The sequence below is a fragment of the Sinosporangium album genome (assembly GCF_900100605.1).
GTDB lineage: Bacteria > Actinomycetota > Actinomycetes > Streptosporangiales > Streptosporangiaceae > Sinosporangium > Sinosporangium album.
In genome coordinates this window covers 1-17,187 of record NZ_FNCN01000057.1, presented here as the reverse complement: position 1 = coordinate 17,187, position 17,187 = coordinate 1, and the positions used below count along the sequence as shown (strand labels likewise).

Below are 17,187 nucleotides of genomic sequence, written 5' to 3'. Positions count from 1 at the left end.
GCTTTTCCCCGTGAGACCTGGCGGCAGATCTGGTCCAACAATCCTCAGGAGCGGCTGAACAAGGAGATCAGGCGCCGCACCGATGTGGTGGGCATCTTCCCGGACCGTGCTGCGGTCGTGCGTCTGGTGGGTGCGGTTCTGGCCGAGCAGACCGACGAGTGGATCGAGGGGCGGCGCTACATGGGGCTGGACATCCTGGCCAAGGCCCGCCTGCGGGTTGTCGGCGGCGACACGGCCGCTCAGTATCCGCTCCCGCAGACGCTTACCGCTTAACCTGCTGGAAGGATCACGCGGAGATCAGCTCTTACACCACTCCGCTGGACGTGACCTCCGCGCAGTGGCGAGGCGGGGGAGTGGGGCTCCGCCGTGGGTGTGTGGGAGCGCACGGGCATCAGGAAGGTCGTACGGCGGGCCCGGGGCGCCGAGTGGCGAAGGGTGTTGGAGCTGCCCGGGATCACGGTCGAGGTGGAGGGTGCGGAGGTGAGGGTGCATCCGCCGGTTCCGCTGGACGACTGGCCTCGCGACCTGGCGAGGCTTCAGGTGAAAGGAACAGAGCTGGAGGACGTCGAGTCTCCCGGGCCGGCGGCGGACGGGGTCGTGCTGTGGCTGAATCCAGCGATCACCATGTCGGCGGGCAAGGCGATGGCGCAGGTGGGGCACGCCGCGCAATTGGCGTGGTGGGCGTCGGGTGCGGCGGGGCGGGAGGCGTGGAGGGCGGCCGGGCTGCGCTGTGCCGTACGCACGGCGACGCCGAGCGGCTGGGAGAAACTGCTCGCCGGCGGCGGGCCCGTGGTGCGGGACGCGGGGTTCACGGAGATCGAGCCGGGGTCGTGCACGGTCGCCGCGGAGGCGCCGTGGATCACGGAGGGTGATGAAGGTCATGCGGCGCCGAGCGGGCCGCTGAGGCGTACCTGAGCACGTAGGAAAGAATCACCACGTCACGGACTTTTGGAGCGCGCCAAAACGAATCCACATGTTCCCGAAGTGTGACTATGAAACCCTACGGAACCATGTGATTTCCCGTACGCTCCCCAACGTGCTCGATGGGGTGGGTGAGAACAAAGAGGCTCGTGAGGCGAGCGAGGTGCCGACGTATGTGACGGCGGAGGCTGAGACCACGCCGATCCCCAAGATCACAGATGAGCCGCAGCCCCCGCCGCCAGCGCCGGCGCGGCGCAAACCCCTGTCCCGCGTCGGTGACCTGCCGATGCGGGTGATCTACAGGATTGTGGGGGTGGTGGCCCTGGCCGCCGCGGTGGTGATCGCGGCGGTCGTGGTCTTCACGCTGCGTGACCGGCCCGCTGGCCGCCATGTCGCCGCGCCGTCGACGGCCCCTCCCGGTACGGCGTCGCCTGCGGGCACCTCGCCGGTGGGGGTGCCCGGGGTGGTGCCGCCGGGCACGGCGAGCCCGGCGGTCACTCCCACTCCCACTCCCACTCCTACGCCGGAGAGGCGGGCGCTCAGAGCGGCCCTGGCCGACAAACGCGTGCCGAATCTGCCGAAACGCACGGTCAAGCTGAAGAAGCTCTCCGGCAAGCCGCTGCGAGTCAAGAAGCGGATCACCGACCGGCGGTCGGGTGTGGTGCTGCCGAGGTTCGGCAAGCCGTGGAAGGTCGCCAAGGCCAAGCCGTACGGCTCGCGCCAGGTGCAGCCCAAGCTGCGGGGGGCGATGCTGGTGAGCCTCCCGATGCCGGTGGCCGTCCAGGCCAAGCCGCGGGACACGGCGCTGCTGGCCGCGCGCTGGTCGCTCAAGCACCACCCGAAGGGAGGCAAGATCTCCTGGGTGGCGTCCCAGCCGTACAAGAAGAAGGGCTGGCTGCTGGCCTACCGCGTGAAGTACAAGGTCAAGGGCAAGAAGCGCACGGCCATGGCCGCGGTGCTGGTGGTGCGTACGGCCAAGGCCAAGCCGGCGCTGGTCTTCGCCACGATCCCCGAGTCGAAGAGCAAGCGCTGGCGGGATGTCAACACGGTGGTCTCCGCCCTACGGGCGGTCCGCTGAGGTTGGGCACACCCCGGATGGGGAGGAATAAGGCGAAACACAGCCGGTACGTGAAACTCGGGGGATTTCATGGCCAATCTATTCGCTGTCGCCTACAACGATCTGCCCGCCGCCGAACGGGTACGCGACAAGCTCCTGGAACTCCAGAAGGAGCACCTCATCGAGCTCGCCGACCTCGTGGTGGCTGAACGCACCGAGAACGGCAAGATCAAACTCCACCAGTCGCGGAGCACCGTCGGACTCGGAGCCGCAGGGGGAGCGCTCTGGGGCGGCCTGATCGGCCTGATCTTCTTCATGCCGCTCCTCGGCATGGCCGTCGGCGCGGCGACGGGCGCGGCCGCCGGAGCCATGACCGACGTCGGGGTGGACGACAAGTTCATGCGCGAACTCGGCGAGCACCTGAAGCCCGGCGGGGCGGCGCTGTTCGTGCTCGTGGTCAGCGGCACGCGGGACAAGGTCATCGAGGCCGTCGCGCCGTACGGCGGGAAGCTCATCAGGACCAGTCTCAGCAACGAGGCCGAGCGCAGACTGAAGGACGCCCTCCAGGCCGCGGGCATGGCGCAGGACTGACGCCCGCCGTCCGGCGCGGCGAGGCCGCGCCGGACGGCCGCGTCTAATGCATGGAGATGTGCACGTGGTCGTAGTGGTTCTCGGTGGTGCTGCCCCGGTCGTTCATGGCCCGCCAGCCGGGGTAGCTCATGTTGTAGATCCTCTGCTTGTAGATCACATACTTCAGGCCGAGCTTCTTGCCGTTCTTGATCACCCAGGTCGCCATCTCGTCGCCCAGGGCGGCCTGCTCGGCTGAGGGCATCGCGCCGCCGGAGCTGAGCATGAAGTCGCACGCGCGCCCGAGGGGGTGTTCACCCGAGGTGTCGACGCGATAGCAGCCCACGTCGTAGCCCAGGTCGAAGCGGCGCGTGATCTGGTCCCGCATCGTCCGGGTGCGCGCGGTGACGTTGTCCGATCCGGTGGGCAGTTGCGGCACCCAGCTCCCGTCGGCGCGGCGGCCCGGCCCTTCGGGGACGAGCTGGTCGAGCTTCTTCTCGATGTCGTCGATCAGGTCGAGCGCCTCCTCGCGCTGCTTGTCGACCTCGGCCGTTTCGGCCTTGATGCGTGCGGTGATGGTGGCGGCCGTCTCGGTCGCTGTCCGCCGCCGGTCCCGCGCCGCGGCGTATCCGCTGAAATCGGCGGCCTCTTCGGCCGCGATCTGCTCCATCACCGCGGCGCCGCCGAAGTCCGGTGCCGTGACCAGCCCCATGAGGCCGCTGCTTCCCGCCTGGTAGCGGAGCTGCACGATCCGGGCGACCCGGCTCGCGGCCACGTCGTAGGCGGCCTGCGCCTCGGTGAGGCTCTGCAGGGCGGTCTCCTCCGCCGCGCGGGCCTCGGCGAGGGACACCCGCTTGGCGTTGTACTCCTTGATGAGGGTGTCGGCCCGTTCCTGGGCCTTTTTGAGCTCCGCGCGCAGCCCGGACTCGGTGGGTTTGGGGGCGGCGTTCGCGGGGGCGATAGCCGTACTGAGTGTGAAGGCCATGGCGGTGGCCGCGGTGGCGGCGGCGATGGCATGGCGGCGGAACGTGGTGGACTGGGCCGCCACGTGTTCTCCTCTCCTCCTGCCGACCGGGTTAGCTGACGGGTTCGGGCGGAGTGGCCCTACCACGGTGGGTGTGCCGTGGATTCACCCCAAGTGCTGGTTGGGTCCCCGGTTCCCGGGCGAGGCGCCCGGGATTAGGCGGTGTCACCTGCTGTGACAGCCGGGACCAAAGGGATGCTAGTAGCAAAATCCGACTTTTGCGACTTCAACTTGCGATGAACTAGTGATCATTTCGTGATCGACGAGATCGCCGAGGAGGCGGAAAGGCCGCCACTTGATCGATTACTCACCCTCCAGGGCTTGTGCCGTACGGCATCGCCACGGCAGGTTGGGACGGCAACGTTGGATGGCAACCATTGCCCACGGCGCGAGGAGAAGCCCATGGCGAAGCGTGCGCGTAAGAGCAAGGCGAGGAAGAAGAAAAAGGCCAACCACGGCAAGAGGCCCAACGCCCGCTAGAACCGGCGGCCTGCGGGCTTTGAGCACCTGCTCTACCCGGTGGGAAGCCCCCGGCGATCACGCGATCGTCGGGGGACAGGCGGTGTCCGGCTCGTTCACAGCCCCTTGAGTGCCGCCTCGACGGCTCGGTGGAACGTCGGGAAGGCGTAGATCATGTGCTTCAGCCGGTTGATCGTGACCCGCTCTTGCACGGCCAGCGTCAACATGCTGAGGACCTCTCCGCCGTTCGGCCCGGCGCTCGTCGCGCCGACCAGGATGTCGCCGTCTGCGACCAGCTTGATGAACCCCTCGTTGCCCGCCTTGTGAATCCAGCCTCGGGACGAGGACGGGATGAGGGTGCTCGCCGTACGCACGGGAAGCCCCCGTTCCCGCGCCTTGGCCTCCGTCAGGCCGACCGCTCCGATCTCCGGGTCGGTGAACGTGACGCGGGGCACCGCCTGGTATTCCGCCTCGTGGACGGGCTCGCCCAGCAGGTCGCGCACCACGATGTCCGCCTGGTACATCGACACGTGCGTGAACGCCCCCTTGCCCGTCACGTCCCCGAGGGCCCAGACCCCCTCCGCGGCGCGCATCCGCCCGTCGGTCTCGATGAACTTCGCGGATTCGTCGAGCCCCACCGCGCCGACCCCGAGCGCGGCCAGGTCGCACCGCCTGCCCGTCGCGACCAGCAGGCGATCACCCGTCGCCCGGGAACCGTCGCCCAGCTCCACCGCGAAGCCCCGGTCGCCGTGCGAGACCCGCTCGGCCTTGGCGTTCAGCCGTACCTCGATGCCGTCGTCGGCGAACACCCGCTCGATCAGCTCGCCCGCCTCCGGCTCCTCGACCGTGAGAAGCCGGTCCATGGCCTCCACCACGGTCACGCGCGAGCCGAACCGCGCGAACACCTGCGCCAGCTCGGCGCCGATCGCCCCGCCGCCCAGCACCACCAGCGACTCGGGCAGCACGTCGGTCTCGATGGCCTCGTGGTTCGTCCAGTACGGCGTCGCCGCCAACCCCTCGACCGGCGGCACTGACGCCTGCGAGCCCGTGGCGATCACAATGCCTTTGCGTGCCTTGAGCACCCGGTCCGCCACGGTCACCTCACCGGGCGCCGTGATACGGCCGAAGCCTCGGACGAGATGGCCTCCCCTGTCGGTGAACCGGCCGGCCGCGGCCTTGTCGTCCCAGTCGTCGGTGGTGTCCCTGATGCGCTCGGCCACCCACGACCAGTTCGGCGAGACGATGGAATCACCTGCGATGCCGGGAATCCTGCGGCCCTCGGCGAGCAGGTCGGCCGCCCGAACCATCATTTTGGAGGGGATGCACCCCCAGTAGGGGCACTCTCCACCGACCAGCCCGGACTCGACGGCCGCCACGCGTAGACCGGCCTCCGCCAGCCGCCCCGCCGCGTCCTCGCCGCCTGGACCCATCCCAAGAACGATGACGTCAAACTCTTCCTCGGCCATAGCTGCAAACCTGCCCAGCGATCGCCGCACCAACCCACACGCTCCCGGCTCGGCGCGATGCAGCTCGGCGCGATGCGGCTCGGCAGGGATCGCTCGGTACGGCGACCGCCGGCAGGGCGTGTCGCTCAGATGGCGGGGATCTTCGCCAGTGCCTCGTCGATGCGTTCCTGCGGCCCTGACCACCGGGTTCATCCGGCCCGCCAGCTTCTCGCGCAGGAACGGGAAGCCCAGCCCGGCGAAGTTCGACCCGCCGCCCGTGCACCCCACGATCAGATCGGGTGTCTCCCCGACGGCCGCGAGTCCGGCCGGGCCGCCAGCACAGGGCCAGTCTGCGGCTCCCGCCGTAAGGCTGTCACCGTTTCCCGCGCTCGGGACCGGACGCTTCCGGGGCGACGCGCTCTTGATCAGCCCTCGCGTTCCCGCTGGACCTGCTCGCGGACGGCGGGGACCACCTCGGCGGCGAACACCTTCAACTGCTCGTGCTGGTCGCCCTCCGGCCACAGCACGAAGGTGTCCATCCCGTAAGCCACGACCAGGTCGGTCAGCTCGTCCACCCACTGGTCGACGGGGCCGCGCAGGAAACCGTCCGATGAGCCGCCGGTGATCACGCCGTTGACGTTGTACAGCCTGCGGATCGCCGCGGGGTCCCGCCCAGCCCCGGCCGCGGCCTCGTCGATGCGCGCGTTCAGCTCGGGCAGGCGCTCCGGCGGAGCCCACGAGGACGAAGGCACCCAGCCGTCGGCGCTCCTCCCCAGGAGGGCCAGCCCGCGCGGTCCCTTCACCCCCAGCCAGATGCCCATGTCATGCGCCGGCACCGGCCCGGCCTTCGCCCCGCTGAGCGTGTAGTGCTCACCGTCGAACCGCAGGCCCGAGCCTCCGCTCCACACCTGCCTGATGACCGCGACGGCCTCCTCCAGCGCGTCCATGGCCTCCTTGGGCGTACGGCGAACGCCCCCGAACGCCTCGATCGCCTCCCAGAAGGCCCCCGCTCCCAGGCCGAGCTCGGCCCGTCCCCCGCTCAGCACGTCCAGGCTCGCCGCGGCCTTGGCCAGGACCGCCGGCGGGCGGAGCGGCAGACTCGCGACGTCGGGGAACACCTTCACCCGCTCTGTCACCGCCGCCACCATGCTCAGCAGCGTCCAGGTGTCCACATAGCGCCGCTGGTAGGGGTGGTCCTGGACACCGATGAGGTCCAACCCCAGCGAGTCCACCAGCTTCGCCGTCTCAAGCAGCGGATCATCGGCGTTGGGCACCAGGAAGTATCCGAATTCCGGGGCTCGCCCATAGTCAGCCATCTCGTCCTCCTTGTCCACGCTTGTCCACGGCAACCGGACAGAGGAGCCGGATGTTCCCCGCAGGAGGGCGGGACCGGCGGCGACACACCCACAGACACACCCGCGCGTATATCGGAACCATCACGGACTCGGGTGGGGGAGAGACACGGAAGGCCAGGCCCCCGAACCGGGATGACCTGGCCTTTCGTCATTTGAGCGGACGACGGGAATCGAACCCGCGTAGCCAGTTTGGAAGACTGGGGCTCTACCATTGAGCTACGTCCGCGCGAGCCGGGCGCGGTCTGGTCTAGACTGCATCCGGTCGTCAGGGCGTAAGCGTACCGGAGATCCGGGGCGTTTGCGCACGGACGCCGCGGGGCGTGGCGCAGCTTGGTAGCGCGCTTGCTTTGGGTGCAAGAAGTCGTGGGTTCAAATCCCGCCGCCCCGACCGGTCCGACCGCAGGTTAAGCGCGGTCGCTCCCGCACCTGTCGCGATGGAGGGTGCGGGTCGCGAGAGGGCGGGACCCTTTCGCGACCGGTGGATGTCGTCTGGCGATCCCTGCTCGTCCACTCCTCGGCGCAGCTCTTCGTATCTGTCCCCTTGCCCCCGGCGCTTTTCATCGGCCGACGCGTGTTGCGGTCTGACCGATTTGACTGATTTAGGGTTGCGGTTTTCCGGCAGACGCGTTTCACTGTCCGGTTTGTTTGATTGTCCGGTTGATCGCGCGGCCCGGCCGGTTTCACGGCCCGCGGGGTTATGTGCGCGGGCGGGCCGTACGCAGGGTTATGCGCGTCCGCGGGTGAGGGGCCCGGTCAGGAGCCGGTTCTGAAAAGCGCCCAGACGGCCTTGCCGCCGCGGTCGAGGTGGTCCCAGCCCCAGCACTGGCTGTATGTCTCGACTATGTAGAGGCCGCGGCCGTTCTCCGAGATGAAGTCCGGCTCCTTGGGGGTGGGCGCCTCGTCGCTCGGATCGGAGACGGCGAGCAGAACGTGCGGCGCGTAGCGAAGGAGCATCAGCGTGATCGGATGGTCGTCGCGGCGGTGCCCGTTGCTGAACACGGAGGGATACAGGGCGTAGCGGACGGCGTTGGTGACGAGTTCCGATACGACCAGGACCGCGTCGTCGCCGAGTTCCGAAAGCCCCCACTGGTCTAGGGTGGAGCGGGTTACATCGCGAGCGGTCTTCACCGAGTCGGCCTGCGGTGGCAGAGGGCAGGTGGTCGTGTCCGGGCGTTCGGCCGTGAGCAGGTTGTCGAATCCCAGGCGGCGGGTTACCTGCAGGCAGTCGGCGGCGGCCACTGGCTCCTCGACCATCCTGCCGATACCTCCGAGACTTGCCGGATTTACGATTTAGTGCACCATTGGCCCACTATGCACTAGGCCATCATGGGTCACTGGATCGTCTGCTGCAAGACCCAAATGCACGTGCAGTTGCATGGTGCAGCCGCATGAGCGGTGACGTGGAAGTTGGCGAATCGGACACCTGGTTGAGACCTTGCTATACAGGCCGGAAGTGGTGACACTGTGTGCGCTGGCCAAGGCCTGAGGGCCATCCCGGGCATAGGAGGAGTTAGCGTGTCGCAGATCCAGCAGGGCTCTGGGCCCACGGCGCTGCGCATACTCCTGGGTTCCCAACTCCGCCGCCTCCGCGAGAGTAAGGGCATCTCACGTGAGGACGCGGGACACCTGATCAGAGGGTCCGAATCCAAGATCAGCCGAATGGAGCTGGGGAGGGTCGGGTTCAAGGAGCGCGACGTCGCCGACCTGCTCACGCTGTACGGCGTGGACAGCGATGAGGCGCGGTCGGCCGTCATGGACCTTGTGCTCAGGGCGAATGAGCCCGGGTGGTGGCACAGGTTCAGCGACCTGCTTCCGTCCTGGTTTCAGGCATATGTAGGCCTTGAGGAGGCGGCGCAGCGCATCCGCACCTACGAGGTGCAGTTCGTGCCCGGGCTGCTCCAGACGCAGGAATACGCCAGAGCGGTCATCACGGCCGGGGCCGCGGGGCTCGGCGCCGAGGAGATCGCCCGCCGTGTCGAGCTCCGGATGCAGCGCCACGCGGTGCTCGACCGCAGGGAGGGCCCCATCTTCTGGGCCGTCATCGACGAGGCGGCGCTGCGCCGGCCGATCGGCGGCGTCGAGGTGATGCAGTCGCAGCTGGAGCACCTCATGGAGCTCATGCGCCGCCCCAACATCACCATCCAGGTCATGCCGTTCAGCTTCGGAGGCCACAGTGCCGAAGGCGGGGCCTTCAGCATTCTGCGCTTTCAGGACGCGGAGCTCCCCGATGTCGTCTACGTTGAGCAACTGGCGAGCGCCCTCTACCTTGACAAGAGGGAAGACGTCGACCGCTATGGTGAGATCATGGAGCGCCTTTGTGCGGTGAGCACGACTCCTGATGAGACCGTGGACATCCTCAACAAGATCATGAAAGAGATCTGAGGCCGCGCCGTCGCTCGGGGGTGCGCGTCTGCCCTAGACTGGCAGGCGGCGCTGAACACCCGCCGTATCGCATCATGCCTGCGTGCCACTGCTCGGTGCCGCCCATGTGGGCGCGGTGCGCGAGCGTGTCGCGTGAGCCGTCATCGCATTTGACGCGCCCGCACCACTCGATGCTTGATCAAGGAGACCACCCCGTGAAGACCGCTGTCGAGGAGCTCAGCCCGACCCGGGTGAAGCTCACTGTCGAGGTGCCGTTCGAAGAGCTCGGCCCGAGCCTGCAGGCGGCGTACAAGAAGGTCGCGCAGCAGGTCCGCGTGCCTGGGTTCCGTCCTGGCAAGGTGCCGGCCCGGATCATCGAGCAGCGCTTCGGCCGTGCGGTGGTCCTTGAGGAGACCCTGAACGACGCGGTGCCCAAGCTCTACGGCCAGGCCGTCGACGAGAGCGAGATCTTCCCGGTGAGCCAGCCGGAGATCGAGGTCACCAGGCTCGACGACGGTGAGCAGGTCGAGTTCACCGCCGAGGTCGACATCCGGCCCAACTTCGAGGTCCCCGACTACGAGGGCCAGGAGATCACCGTCGCCGCCGCCGTCGTGTCCGACGAGGACGTCGACGCTCAGCTCGACACCCTTCGCCAGCGCTTCGCCACCCTGGCCGGCGTCGAGCGCCCCGCGGCCAAGGGCGACTTCGTCGTCATGGACCTCCGCGCCGAGATCGACGGCGAGAACATCGAGGAGCAGCAGGCCGCCGACGTGTCCTACGAGGTGGGCGCGGGCTCGGTGCTGCAGGGTCTCGACGACACGCTTGAGGGCATGGGCGCCGACGAGGAGCGGCGTTTCGCCACCAGCCTCGTCGGTGGGGAGCACGCGGGCCAGGCGGCTGACGTGATCATCAACGTCAAGTCGGTGAAGGAGAAGGTCCTCCCCGAGCTCGACGACGAGTTCGCCGGCATGGCCAGCGAGTTCGACTCGCTGGAGGAGCTCCGGGCGAGCATCCACGAGCAGGCCCGCCGCAACAAGATCATCGACCAGCTCGTCGAGATCCGCGAGAAGGCGCTCGACACGCTGCTCGACAAGATCGACATTCCGCTCCCCGCCAGCGCGCTCGACACCGAGATCAACTCGCGCAAGCACAACCTTGAGCACCAGATCGCCGACAGCGGCCTCAGCCGGGAGGCGTTCTTCCGCCTCTACCAGACGACTGAGGAAGAGCGTTTCGCCGAGTTCGAGGCCACCTCCGCCAAGGCGCTCAAGACCGGCTTCGTGCTCGACAAGATCGTCAAGCAGCAGGACGTCGGCGTCACTGAGCAGGAGCTGACCAACTTCGTGGTCCGTCGCGCCATGCAGCTCGGCGTCGCCCCGAACACCTTGGCCCAGCACCTCGCCGACAACGACCAGCTGACGCTGGCGATGGTCGAGATCGTGCGCGACAAGGCCAAGAGCCTGGTCGGCGACGCCGCCAAGGTCACCGACGACGCCGGCGCCGAGATCGACGTCAAGGCGCTCTACACCGAGATCAACGGTCCCGCCGAGGAGGAGGGCGAGGCCGAGGGCGCCGAGGCCTCCGAGACCGACCGCTGAGACCTGATCCGGTCACAAGCCTGCCGTCGATGCCCCCTCGCTTTCACTGTGCGAGGGGGCATCGACTTTTTGTCGGCCTTGGGGAGGATTGTGACTGTTCGTCCCCCCGTGTTGATGAACAGATGGGACGTTCTGGGCTTGTGATAGGTCACCCCATGCCATACGGCATGCGCCGTCAGCGAAAAGTGTGCCCAGCACGGCATGAGCGGTAGGCTACGAGCGTTAAGGTCACAAGCAAAGCCAATCGATTACGACGCATCGGAAGGTGACGCTGTGACCAGCCCGCCGACCTTCTACCAGCCGACCGGCTTCGGCCCGGATTCGCGGGGCCGTGACAACGGGTCCCCGTTCCGGTTGGAGGACCAGCTTTACCAGCGGCTGCTGCGCGAGCGCATCATCGTCCTGGGCACTCAGGTCAACGATGAGATCGCCAACCGAATCTGTGCGGAACTGCTGCTGCTCGCAGCCGACGACGCCAGCCGCGACATCTGGCTCTACATCAACTCGCCCGGCGGTTCCGTCACCGCCGGTATGGCGATCTACGACATGATGGAATACGTGCCGAACGACGTGTGCACGGTCGCCATGGGTCTGGCCGCATCCATGGGCCAGTTCCTGCTCTGCGCAGGCGCACCGGGCAAGCGTTACGCACTGCCGCACGCACGCATCATGATGCATCAGCCCTCGGGCGGCATCGGGGGCACGGCCGCGGATATCGCGATCCAGGCCGAGCAGATGCTCTATGTGAAGAAGACGCTGGCGGAGCGCATCGCGTTCCACACCGGTCAGCCCCTTGAGCAGATCGAGAAGGACTCCGACCGCGACCGCTGGTTCACCGCCGAAGAGGCCAAGGATTACGGCTTCATCGACGACGTCGTCCGCAGCGCTCGCCAGGTGCCCTCGCAGGGCGCCGTCTCGTGAAGGGGCCTAACGTGAGTGACCTGATTCGGCCGGGTGACATCAACGGTCGTTACATCATCCCTTCGTTCGTCGAGCGCACGACGTACGGCGTGAAGGAGATGAATCCCTACAACAAGCTCTTCGAGGACCGCATCATCTTCCTCGGGGTGCAGATCGACGACGCGTCGGCGAACGACGTCATGGCGCAGCTCCTGACGCTTGAGTCGCTGGACCCCGACCGCGACATCAGCATCTACATCAACTCGCCGGGCGGCTCGTTCACCGCCATGACGGCGATTTACGACACGATGCAGTTCGTCCGGCCGGACATCCAGACGGTGTGCCTGGGACAGGCGGCCTCGGCGGCAGCCGTACTGCTCGCCGGTGGCACGCCCGGCAAGCGCATGGCCCTGCCCAATGCCCGGGTCCTGATCCACCAGCCCTCCACCGAGGGCGGAGGCCAGGGAAGCGACATCGAGATCCAGGCGCGCGAGATCCTGAGGATGCGCGCGCTCCTGGAGGAGATCGTCGCGAAGCACTCCGGTAAGACGCCCGCCGACGTCCGCCGCGACATCGAACGCGACAAGATCCTTAGCGCGGACGAGGCCAAGGCATATGGTCTGATCGACGACATCATCCCGTCACGGAAGAAGCGCGCCGCGGCCGTAGCTTCCTAACGGGGGACAACGCACCGGAACAGTGCCCATTTGGGCACGTTCCGGTGCGACTCACCGCCAGGGGGCTCACTGAGGGCCCAGAAGACGGTAACGTCGAAACCTGAGCGGGATGACTTTTTCGGACCGGTATCCGCCGGAGCCCGAAAAGAACCGGCCGTGGAAGCAGGGCGGTCCCACGCAAAGGAGTATCTCGGGTGGCACGCATCGGCGACGGGGGAGACCTGCTGAAGTGCTCGTTCTGTGGGAAGAGCCAGAAGCAAGTCAAAAAGCTCATCGCCGGACCCGGCGTTTACATCTGTGACGAGTGCATCGATCTCTGCAACGAGATCATCGAAGAGGAGCTCTCCGAGTCCTCAGAGCTCAAGTGGGACAGCCTGCCCAAGCCTCGGGAGATCTTCGAGTTCCTGGACGCCTACGTTATCGGCCAGGACAAGGCGAAGAAGGCCCTCTCGGTAGCCGTCTACAACCACTACAAGAGGGTGCAGTCCGGCGAACGCGGTCGGGACGACGGCCTGGAACTCGGCAAATCCAACATCCTGCTCCTCGGGCCGACCGGCTCCGGCAAGACCCTGCTCGCGCAGACCCTGGCGAAGATGCTCAACGTGCCCTTCGCCATCGCCGACGCCACCGCGCTCACCGAGGCCGGCTACGTCGGCGAGGACGTCGAGAACATCCTGCTCAAGCTCATTCAGGCCGCCGACTACGACGTCAAAAAGGCCGAGACCGGGATTATCTACATCGACGAGGTCGACAAGATAGCCCGCAAGAGCGAGAACCCCTCGATCACCCGTGACGTGTCCGGCGAGGGCGTGCAGCAGGCCCTGCTGAAAATCCTGGAGGGCACCACGGCGAGTGTCCCCCCGCAGGGCGGGCGCAAGCACCCCCACCAGGAGTTCATCCAGATCGACACCACCAACGTGCTGTTCATCTGCGGCGGTGCCTTCGCCGGCCTCGAAAAGATCATCGAGTCGCGCGTGGGCAAGAAGGGGATCGGCTTCAACGCCATCCTCCACTCTAAGGACGACATCGACACCTCGGACATCTTCTCCGATGTGATGCCGGAGGACCTGCTCAAGTTCGGCATGATCCCCGAGTTCGTCGGCCGCCTCCCCGTCATCACGAGTGTCCACAACCTCGACCGCGACGCCCTGATCCAGATCCTCACCGAGCCCCGCAACGCCCTGGTCAAGCAATACCGCCGCCTCTTCGAACTCGACAACGTCGAGCTGGAGTTCGCGGCCGACGCCCTTGAGGCCATCGCCGACCAGGCCATCCTCCGCGGCACCGGCGCCCGCGGCCTGCGGGCCATCATGGAGGAGGTCCTGCTCTCGGTGATGTACGAGGTGCCGAGCAGGCAGGACGTCGCGCGGGTCATCATCGACCGCGAGTCCGTTCTGGAGCACGTCAACCCCACCCTCATCCCACGCGACCAGCTCAACGCGGCCAAGCAGCAGCGCCCGCCCCGGGAGAAGAGCGCCTAGTCTCAGCGCTGCGTCGCCTTGCCCGCTTCGCCGTCCCCCGCTCGCGGCGGGCCGGAGAGCTGGAGGACAGGGCCTAGAATTGGGCAGCGTGACAATGCCAGAGCTGCCCACCCAATACGCTCCCGCCGACGTCGAGACCCGGAGCTACGAGCGCTGGGTGTCCCGGGGATACTTCACCGCCGATCCGGGCGAGGCGAGTTCCGCGGGCGTAGAACCGGGCGGCGCTGAGCAGAGCGGTGCGCGCGAGCCATACTCCGTGGTGCTGCCGCCGCCCAACGTCACCGGCTCGCTGCACATCGGCCACGCCTTGGACCACTCGATCCAAGACGCCCTCACCCGCCGCGCCCGCATGCGCGGCCACGCCACCCTCTGGCTCCCCGGCATGGACCACGCCGGCATCGCCACGCAGAACGTCGTCGAGCGCGAGCTCGCCAAGGAGGGCCTGTCCCGCCACGACCTCGGCCGCGAGGCGTTCGTCGAGCGCGTCTGGCAGTGGAAGGAGGAGTCCGGCGGCAGGATCCTGGGCCAGATGAAGAAGCTCGGCGACGGCGTCGACTGGTCGCGCGAGCGCTTCACGATGGACCCCGGCCTCTCCAAGGCCGTTCAGACGATCTTCAAGAGGCTCTTCGACGACGGGCTCATCTACCGCGCCGAGCGCATCATCAACTGGTGTCCCCGCTGCCTCACCGCGCTGTCCGACATCGAGGTCGAGCACAGTGAGGACGAGGGCGAGCTCGTCTCGATCCGATACGGCGACGGCGAGGCGGCCATCATCGTGGCGACGACGCGCGCCGAGACCATGCTCGGCGACACCGCCGTCGCCGTGCACCCCGCCGACGAGCGCTACCGCCATCTCATCGGCACCGAGGTGGAGCTGCCGCTGACCGGGCGCATGATCCCGATCGTGGCCGACGAGCACGTCGACCCCGCCTTCGGCACCGGTGCCGTCAAGGTGACCCCCGCTCACGACCCCAACGACTTCGAGATCGGCCGGCGCCACTCCCTGCCCTCGATCACCGTCATGGACGAGCGCGGCACGATCACCGTGCACGGTCCCTTCCTGGGGCTCGACCGGTTCGAAGCCCGCCCCGCGGTCGTCGCCGCCCTGCGGGCCGAAGGCCGCATCGTCGCAGAGAAGCGCCCTTACCTCCACGCCGTCGGCCACTGCTCGCGCTGCAAGACCGTCGTCGAGCCGAGGCTCTCCCTCCAGTGGTTCGTCGACGTGTCGCCCCTCGCCAAGGCGGCCGGTGACGCCGTCCGCGACGGCCGCACCCGCATCCACCCGCCGGAGCTCGCCAAGCGCTACTTCGACTGGGTCGACGACATGCACGACTGGTGCATCTCCCGGCAGCTGTGGTGGGGACACCGCATCCCGGTCTGGTACGGCCCGGACGGTGAGATCGTCTGTGTGGGCCCCGACGAGCAGCCTCCCGCGGGTTACGTGCAGGACCCCGATGTCCTGGACACGTGGTTCTCCTCGGGGCTGTGGCCGTTCTCCACTCTGGGCTGGCCGGAGAAGACCGCCGACCTCGCGGCGTTCTATCCGACCTCGGTGCTGGTGACCGGTTACGACATCCTGTTCTTCTGGGTCGCCCGCATGATGATGTTCGGCCTCTACGCGATGGACGGGCAGCCGCCGTTCCGCGTGGTCGCACTGCACGGGATGGTCCGCGACCAATACGGCAAGAAGATGTCGAAGTCCTTCGGTAACGTCGTGGACCCGCTCGACTGGATCGAGCGCTACGGAGCCGACGCCACGAGGTTCACTCTGCTGCGCGGCGCCAACCCCGGTTCTGACGTCGCGATCAGCGAGGAATGGGCAGCCGGATCCCGCAACTTCTGCAACAAGATCTGGAACGCCACCCGCTTCGCCCTGCTCAACGGCGCCAACGTCGCGGCGCCCCTGCCGGACTCGGCGGAGCTGACGGCGTCCGACCGGTGGATCCTGTCCAGGCTCGCCTCGGTCACCGCGTCGGTCGACGCCGCATACGAGGAGTTCGAATTCGCCAAGGTCGCCGACCTCCTCTACCACTTCGCCTGGGACGAGGTCTGCGACTGGTACGTCGAGCTGGCCAAGATCCAGATCGCTGCCGGACATGAGCACACCAAGCTGGTCCTCGGCCACGTCTTCGATGCGCTCTTGCGCCTCCTGCACCCCTTGGCGCCCTTCGTCACCGAGGAACTCTGGCGTGCGCTCAGCGGAGCTGAGTCAATCATGGTTGCGGAGTGGCCGACCGCCGACGCCACGCGCATCGACGCCGTGGCCGAGGCGGAGATCGGAGCGGTTCAGAACCTCATCACCGAGGTCCGCCGCTTCCGCTCCGACCAGGGGCTGAAACCCGGTCAGCGCGTCGCGGCCCGCCTCGACCTCGAAGGCACTCCGCTGGCGTCCCACGAACGGGCCATCAGGACCCTGCTCCGCCTCGACGAGCCGGCCGACTCATTCGCGCCGACCGCACGTCTGACGGTCGCCTCCGTAGTGGTGGAGCTCGACACCGTGGGCGCCATCGACGTCGCGGCGGAGCGTAAGCGGCTGGAGAAAGACCTCGCGACGGCCCGCAAGGAGGCCGCCCAGTCCGAGGCCAAGCTCGGCAACGAGCAGTTCATGGCCAAGGCACCGGACGATGTCGTCGCCAAGGTGCGCGCCCGCCAGACGCAGGCACTCGCCGACATCGCCCGCCTTGAAGCCCAGCTCGCGGCTCTGCCGGCAGGCTGAGAGCGTCTGATCATGCCCCGGCCGCCTGATGGCGGTCGGGGCATGATCATGCCTGACCCCCTCGGGTTTGGGGCATCAGCACCGAGGGAAGACCTAGTCGTTACCGGGAAAGAGCGTCGAGGGCTCTGAGGGACTGGTAAAGTCTTCGATGCGAGGCGGGGACGCCGACGGTCTTCCGAGAGAGATCTCTGAGGCCGGTGTCCGGTTCATCGCACCCCCTTCAATCTGGTCCCAGTTTCGGGAGCTATCCACTGGGTTGGACAAGCTCACGAAGTTCGGGTAAGTTAGAAGGGTTGCTCCGGAGACGGGGCAGTGAAGATTGTACAGGTTCGGGAAGATCGGCCGGTTTGACCGAGATCGACCAGAACTTGTAGAATCGGATCAAGCGAAAAGCGAATGGGTACGCCCCAGAAGAACGGGCCTGAGGGTCCGGTCGGATGGTGGACGCGTTCGTTTCTTGAGAACTCAACAGTGTGCTAAAAGCCAGTGCATGATGCATTACCTCCGTCCACCCACCGATGGTGGGGGATGGTTCCTTTGGTTGACACCCTTTTTTGGGGTGCTCAGCCGGGTTCTGCTTGACAGACATTGTTTGGAGAGTTTGATCCTGGCTCAGGACGAACGCT

General features: G+C 67.3%; 15 protein-coding genes, 2 tRNA genes and 1 riboswitch. Of the genes, 12 read left to right on the top strand and 5 right to left on the bottom strand.

Features of this window, described 5'->3' with window-relative positions; all coding sequences use genetic code 11:
* The 4 genes from BLQ73_RS29725 to BLQ73_RS29710 all read left to right on the top strand — a co-directional run.
* Positions 1-273: transposase (locus tag BLQ73_RS29725; RefSeq protein WP_176955763.1), on the top strand; the 273-nt coding region annotated here is incomplete at its 5' end.
* 93 nt (positions 274-366) lie between these two features.
* Positions 367-915, top strand: a complete 549-nt coding sequence (locus BLQ73_RS29720) for an aminoacyl-tRNA hydrolase (protein ID WP_218126086.1) — start codon at positions 367-369, stop codon at positions 913-915.
* Positions 916-1,036: 121 nt separating this feature from the next.
* Positions 1,037-1,999: a hypothetical protein gene (locus tag BLQ73_RS29715; RefSeq protein WP_143020517.1), complete on the top strand. Its 963-nt coding sequence runs from the start codon at positions 1,037-1,039 to the stop codon at positions 1,997-1,999.
* 69 nt (positions 2,000-2,068) lie between these two features.
* Positions 2,069-2,569, top strand: coding sequence for a DUF1269 domain-containing protein (locus BLQ73_RS29710; protein WP_093175992.1), 501 nt, complete (start codon positions 2,069-2,071; stop codon positions 2,567-2,569).
* 43 nt (positions 2,570-2,612) lie between these two features.
* Here BLQ73_RS29710 and BLQ73_RS29705 read toward each other — a convergent pair whose 3' ends face one another.
* Positions 2,613-3,593: a VldE C-terminal domain-containing protein gene (locus BLQ73_RS29705; protein WP_093175990.1), complete on the bottom strand. Its 981-nt coding sequence runs from the start codon at positions 3,591-3,593 to the stop codon at positions 2,613-2,615.
* A gap of 3 nt (positions 3,594-3,596) precedes the next feature.
* A riboswitch (cyclic di-AMP (ydaO/yuaA leader) is annotated at positions 3,597-3,741 on the bottom strand.
* Positions 3,742-3,971: 230 nt separating this feature from the next.
* On the opposite strand from BLQ73_RS29705, the gene BLQ73_RS35185 reads away from it, so the two are divergent.
* Entirely contained in the window at positions 3,972-4,049 is a 78-nt protein-coding gene (locus BLQ73_RS35185) for a 50S ribosomal protein bL37 (RefSeq protein WP_143020518.1), read from the top strand.
* Positions 4,050-4,144: 95 nt separating this feature from the next.
* On the opposite strand, the gene BLQ73_RS29700 is transcribed toward BLQ73_RS35185, so the two are convergent.
* From BLQ73_RS29700 to BLQ73_RS29690, 3 genes are all read right to left on the bottom strand, one after another.
* Positions 4,145-5,494 (bottom strand): dihydrolipoyl dehydrogenase family protein, encoded by a 1,350-nt coding sequence (locus tag BLQ73_RS29700; RefSeq protein ID WP_093175987.1) that lies wholly within the window; start codon positions 5,492-5,494, stop codon positions 4,145-4,147.
* A 404-nt stretch (positions 5,495-5,898) separates the two neighbouring features.
* Entirely contained in the window at positions 5,899-6,789 is an 891-nt protein-coding gene (locus BLQ73_RS29695; protein ID WP_093175997.1) for an LLM class flavin-dependent oxidoreductase, read from the bottom strand.
* A 194-nt stretch (positions 6,790-6,983) separates the two neighbouring features.
* Positions 6,984-7,054: transfer RNA gene (locus BLQ73_RS29690), tRNA-Gly, on the bottom strand.
* 88 nt (positions 7,055-7,142) lie between these two features.
* Here BLQ73_RS29690 and BLQ73_RS29685 point away from each other — a divergent pair.
* Positions 7,143-7,216: transfer RNA gene (locus tag BLQ73_RS29685), tRNA-Pro, on the top strand.
* 365 nt (positions 7,217-7,581) lie between these two features.
* Here BLQ73_RS29685 and BLQ73_RS29680 read toward each other — a convergent pair.
* Positions 7,582-8,082 carry an ATP-binding protein gene (locus tag BLQ73_RS29680; RefSeq protein WP_093175984.1) on the bottom strand — a complete coding sequence of 167 codons (501 nt, stop codon included), beginning with the start codon at positions 8,080-8,082 and terminating at the stop codon, positions 7,582-7,584.
* A 261-nt stretch (positions 8,083-8,343) separates the two neighbouring features.
* On the opposite strand from BLQ73_RS29680, the gene BLQ73_RS29675 reads away from it, so the two are divergent.
* From BLQ73_RS29675 to BLQ73_RS29650, 6 genes are all read left to right on the top strand, one after another.
* On the top strand, positions 8,344-9,210 hold the full coding sequence (locus BLQ73_RS29675) for a helix-turn-helix domain-containing protein (protein ID WP_093175982.1): 867 nt from the start codon (positions 8,344-8,346) through the stop codon (positions 9,208-9,210).
* Positions 9,211-9,404: 194 nt separating this feature from the next.
* Positions 9,405-10,787, top strand: a complete 1,383-nt coding sequence (tig, locus tag BLQ73_RS29670; RefSeq protein WP_093175979.1) for a trigger factor — start codon at positions 9,405-9,407, stop codon at positions 10,785-10,787.
* A 273-nt stretch (positions 10,788-11,060) separates the two neighbouring features.
* The gene (locus tag BLQ73_RS29665; RefSeq protein WP_093175977.1) at positions 11,061-11,708 is read left to right on the top strand and encodes a ClpP family protease; all 648 of its coding nucleotides are present in this window, start codon (positions 11,061-11,063) and stop codon (positions 11,706-11,708) included.
* 11 nt (positions 11,709-11,719) lie between these two features.
* Positions 11,720-12,364 carry an ATP-dependent Clp protease proteolytic subunit gene (locus tag BLQ73_RS29660; RefSeq protein ID WP_093175974.1) on the top strand — a complete coding sequence of 215 codons (645 nt, stop codon included), beginning with the start codon at positions 11,720-11,722 and terminating at the stop codon, positions 12,362-12,364.
* Positions 12,365-12,558: 194 nt separating this feature from the next.
* Positions 12,559-13,845 (top strand): ATP-dependent Clp protease ATP-binding subunit ClpX, encoded by a 1,287-nt coding sequence (gene clpX, locus BLQ73_RS29655; protein WP_093175971.1) that lies wholly within the window; start codon positions 12,559-12,561, stop codon positions 13,843-13,845.
* A gap of 94 nt (positions 13,846-13,939) precedes the next feature.
* Entirely contained in the window at positions 13,940-16,561 is a 2,622-nt protein-coding gene (locus BLQ73_RS29650; protein ID WP_093175969.1) for a valine--tRNA ligase, read from the top strand.
* The last annotated feature ends 626 nt before the right edge of the window (positions 16,562-17,187 follow it).

What these genes read in the sequence shown, in the direction of transcription:
- BLQ73_RS29710 (WP_093175992.1), top strand. Translation starts at nt 2,069, where the DNA reads ATGGCCAATCTATTCGCTGTCGCCTACAACGATCTGCCCGCCGCCGAA.
- BLQ73_RS35185 (WP_143020518.1), top strand. Translation starts at nt 3,972, where the DNA reads ATGGCGAAGCGTGCGCGTAAGAGCAAGGCGAGGAAGAAGAAAAAGGCC.
- BLQ73_RS29700 (WP_093175987.1), bottom strand. Translation starts at nt 5,494, where the DNA reads ATGGCCGAGGAAGAGTTTGACGTCATCGTTCTTGGGATGGGTCCAGGC.
- BLQ73_RS29695 (WP_093175997.1), bottom strand. Translation starts at nt 6,789, where the DNA reads ATGGCTGACTATGGGCGAGCCCCGGAATTCGGATACTTCCTGGTGCCC.
- BLQ73_RS29680 (WP_093175984.1), bottom strand. Translation starts at nt 8,082, where the DNA reads ATGGTCGAGGAGCCAGTGGCCGCCGCCGACTGCCTGCAGGTAACCCGC.
- BLQ73_RS29650 (WP_093175969.1), top strand. Translation starts at nt 13,940, where the DNA reads ATGCCAGAGCTGCCCACCCAATACGCTCCCGCCGACGTCGAGACCCGG.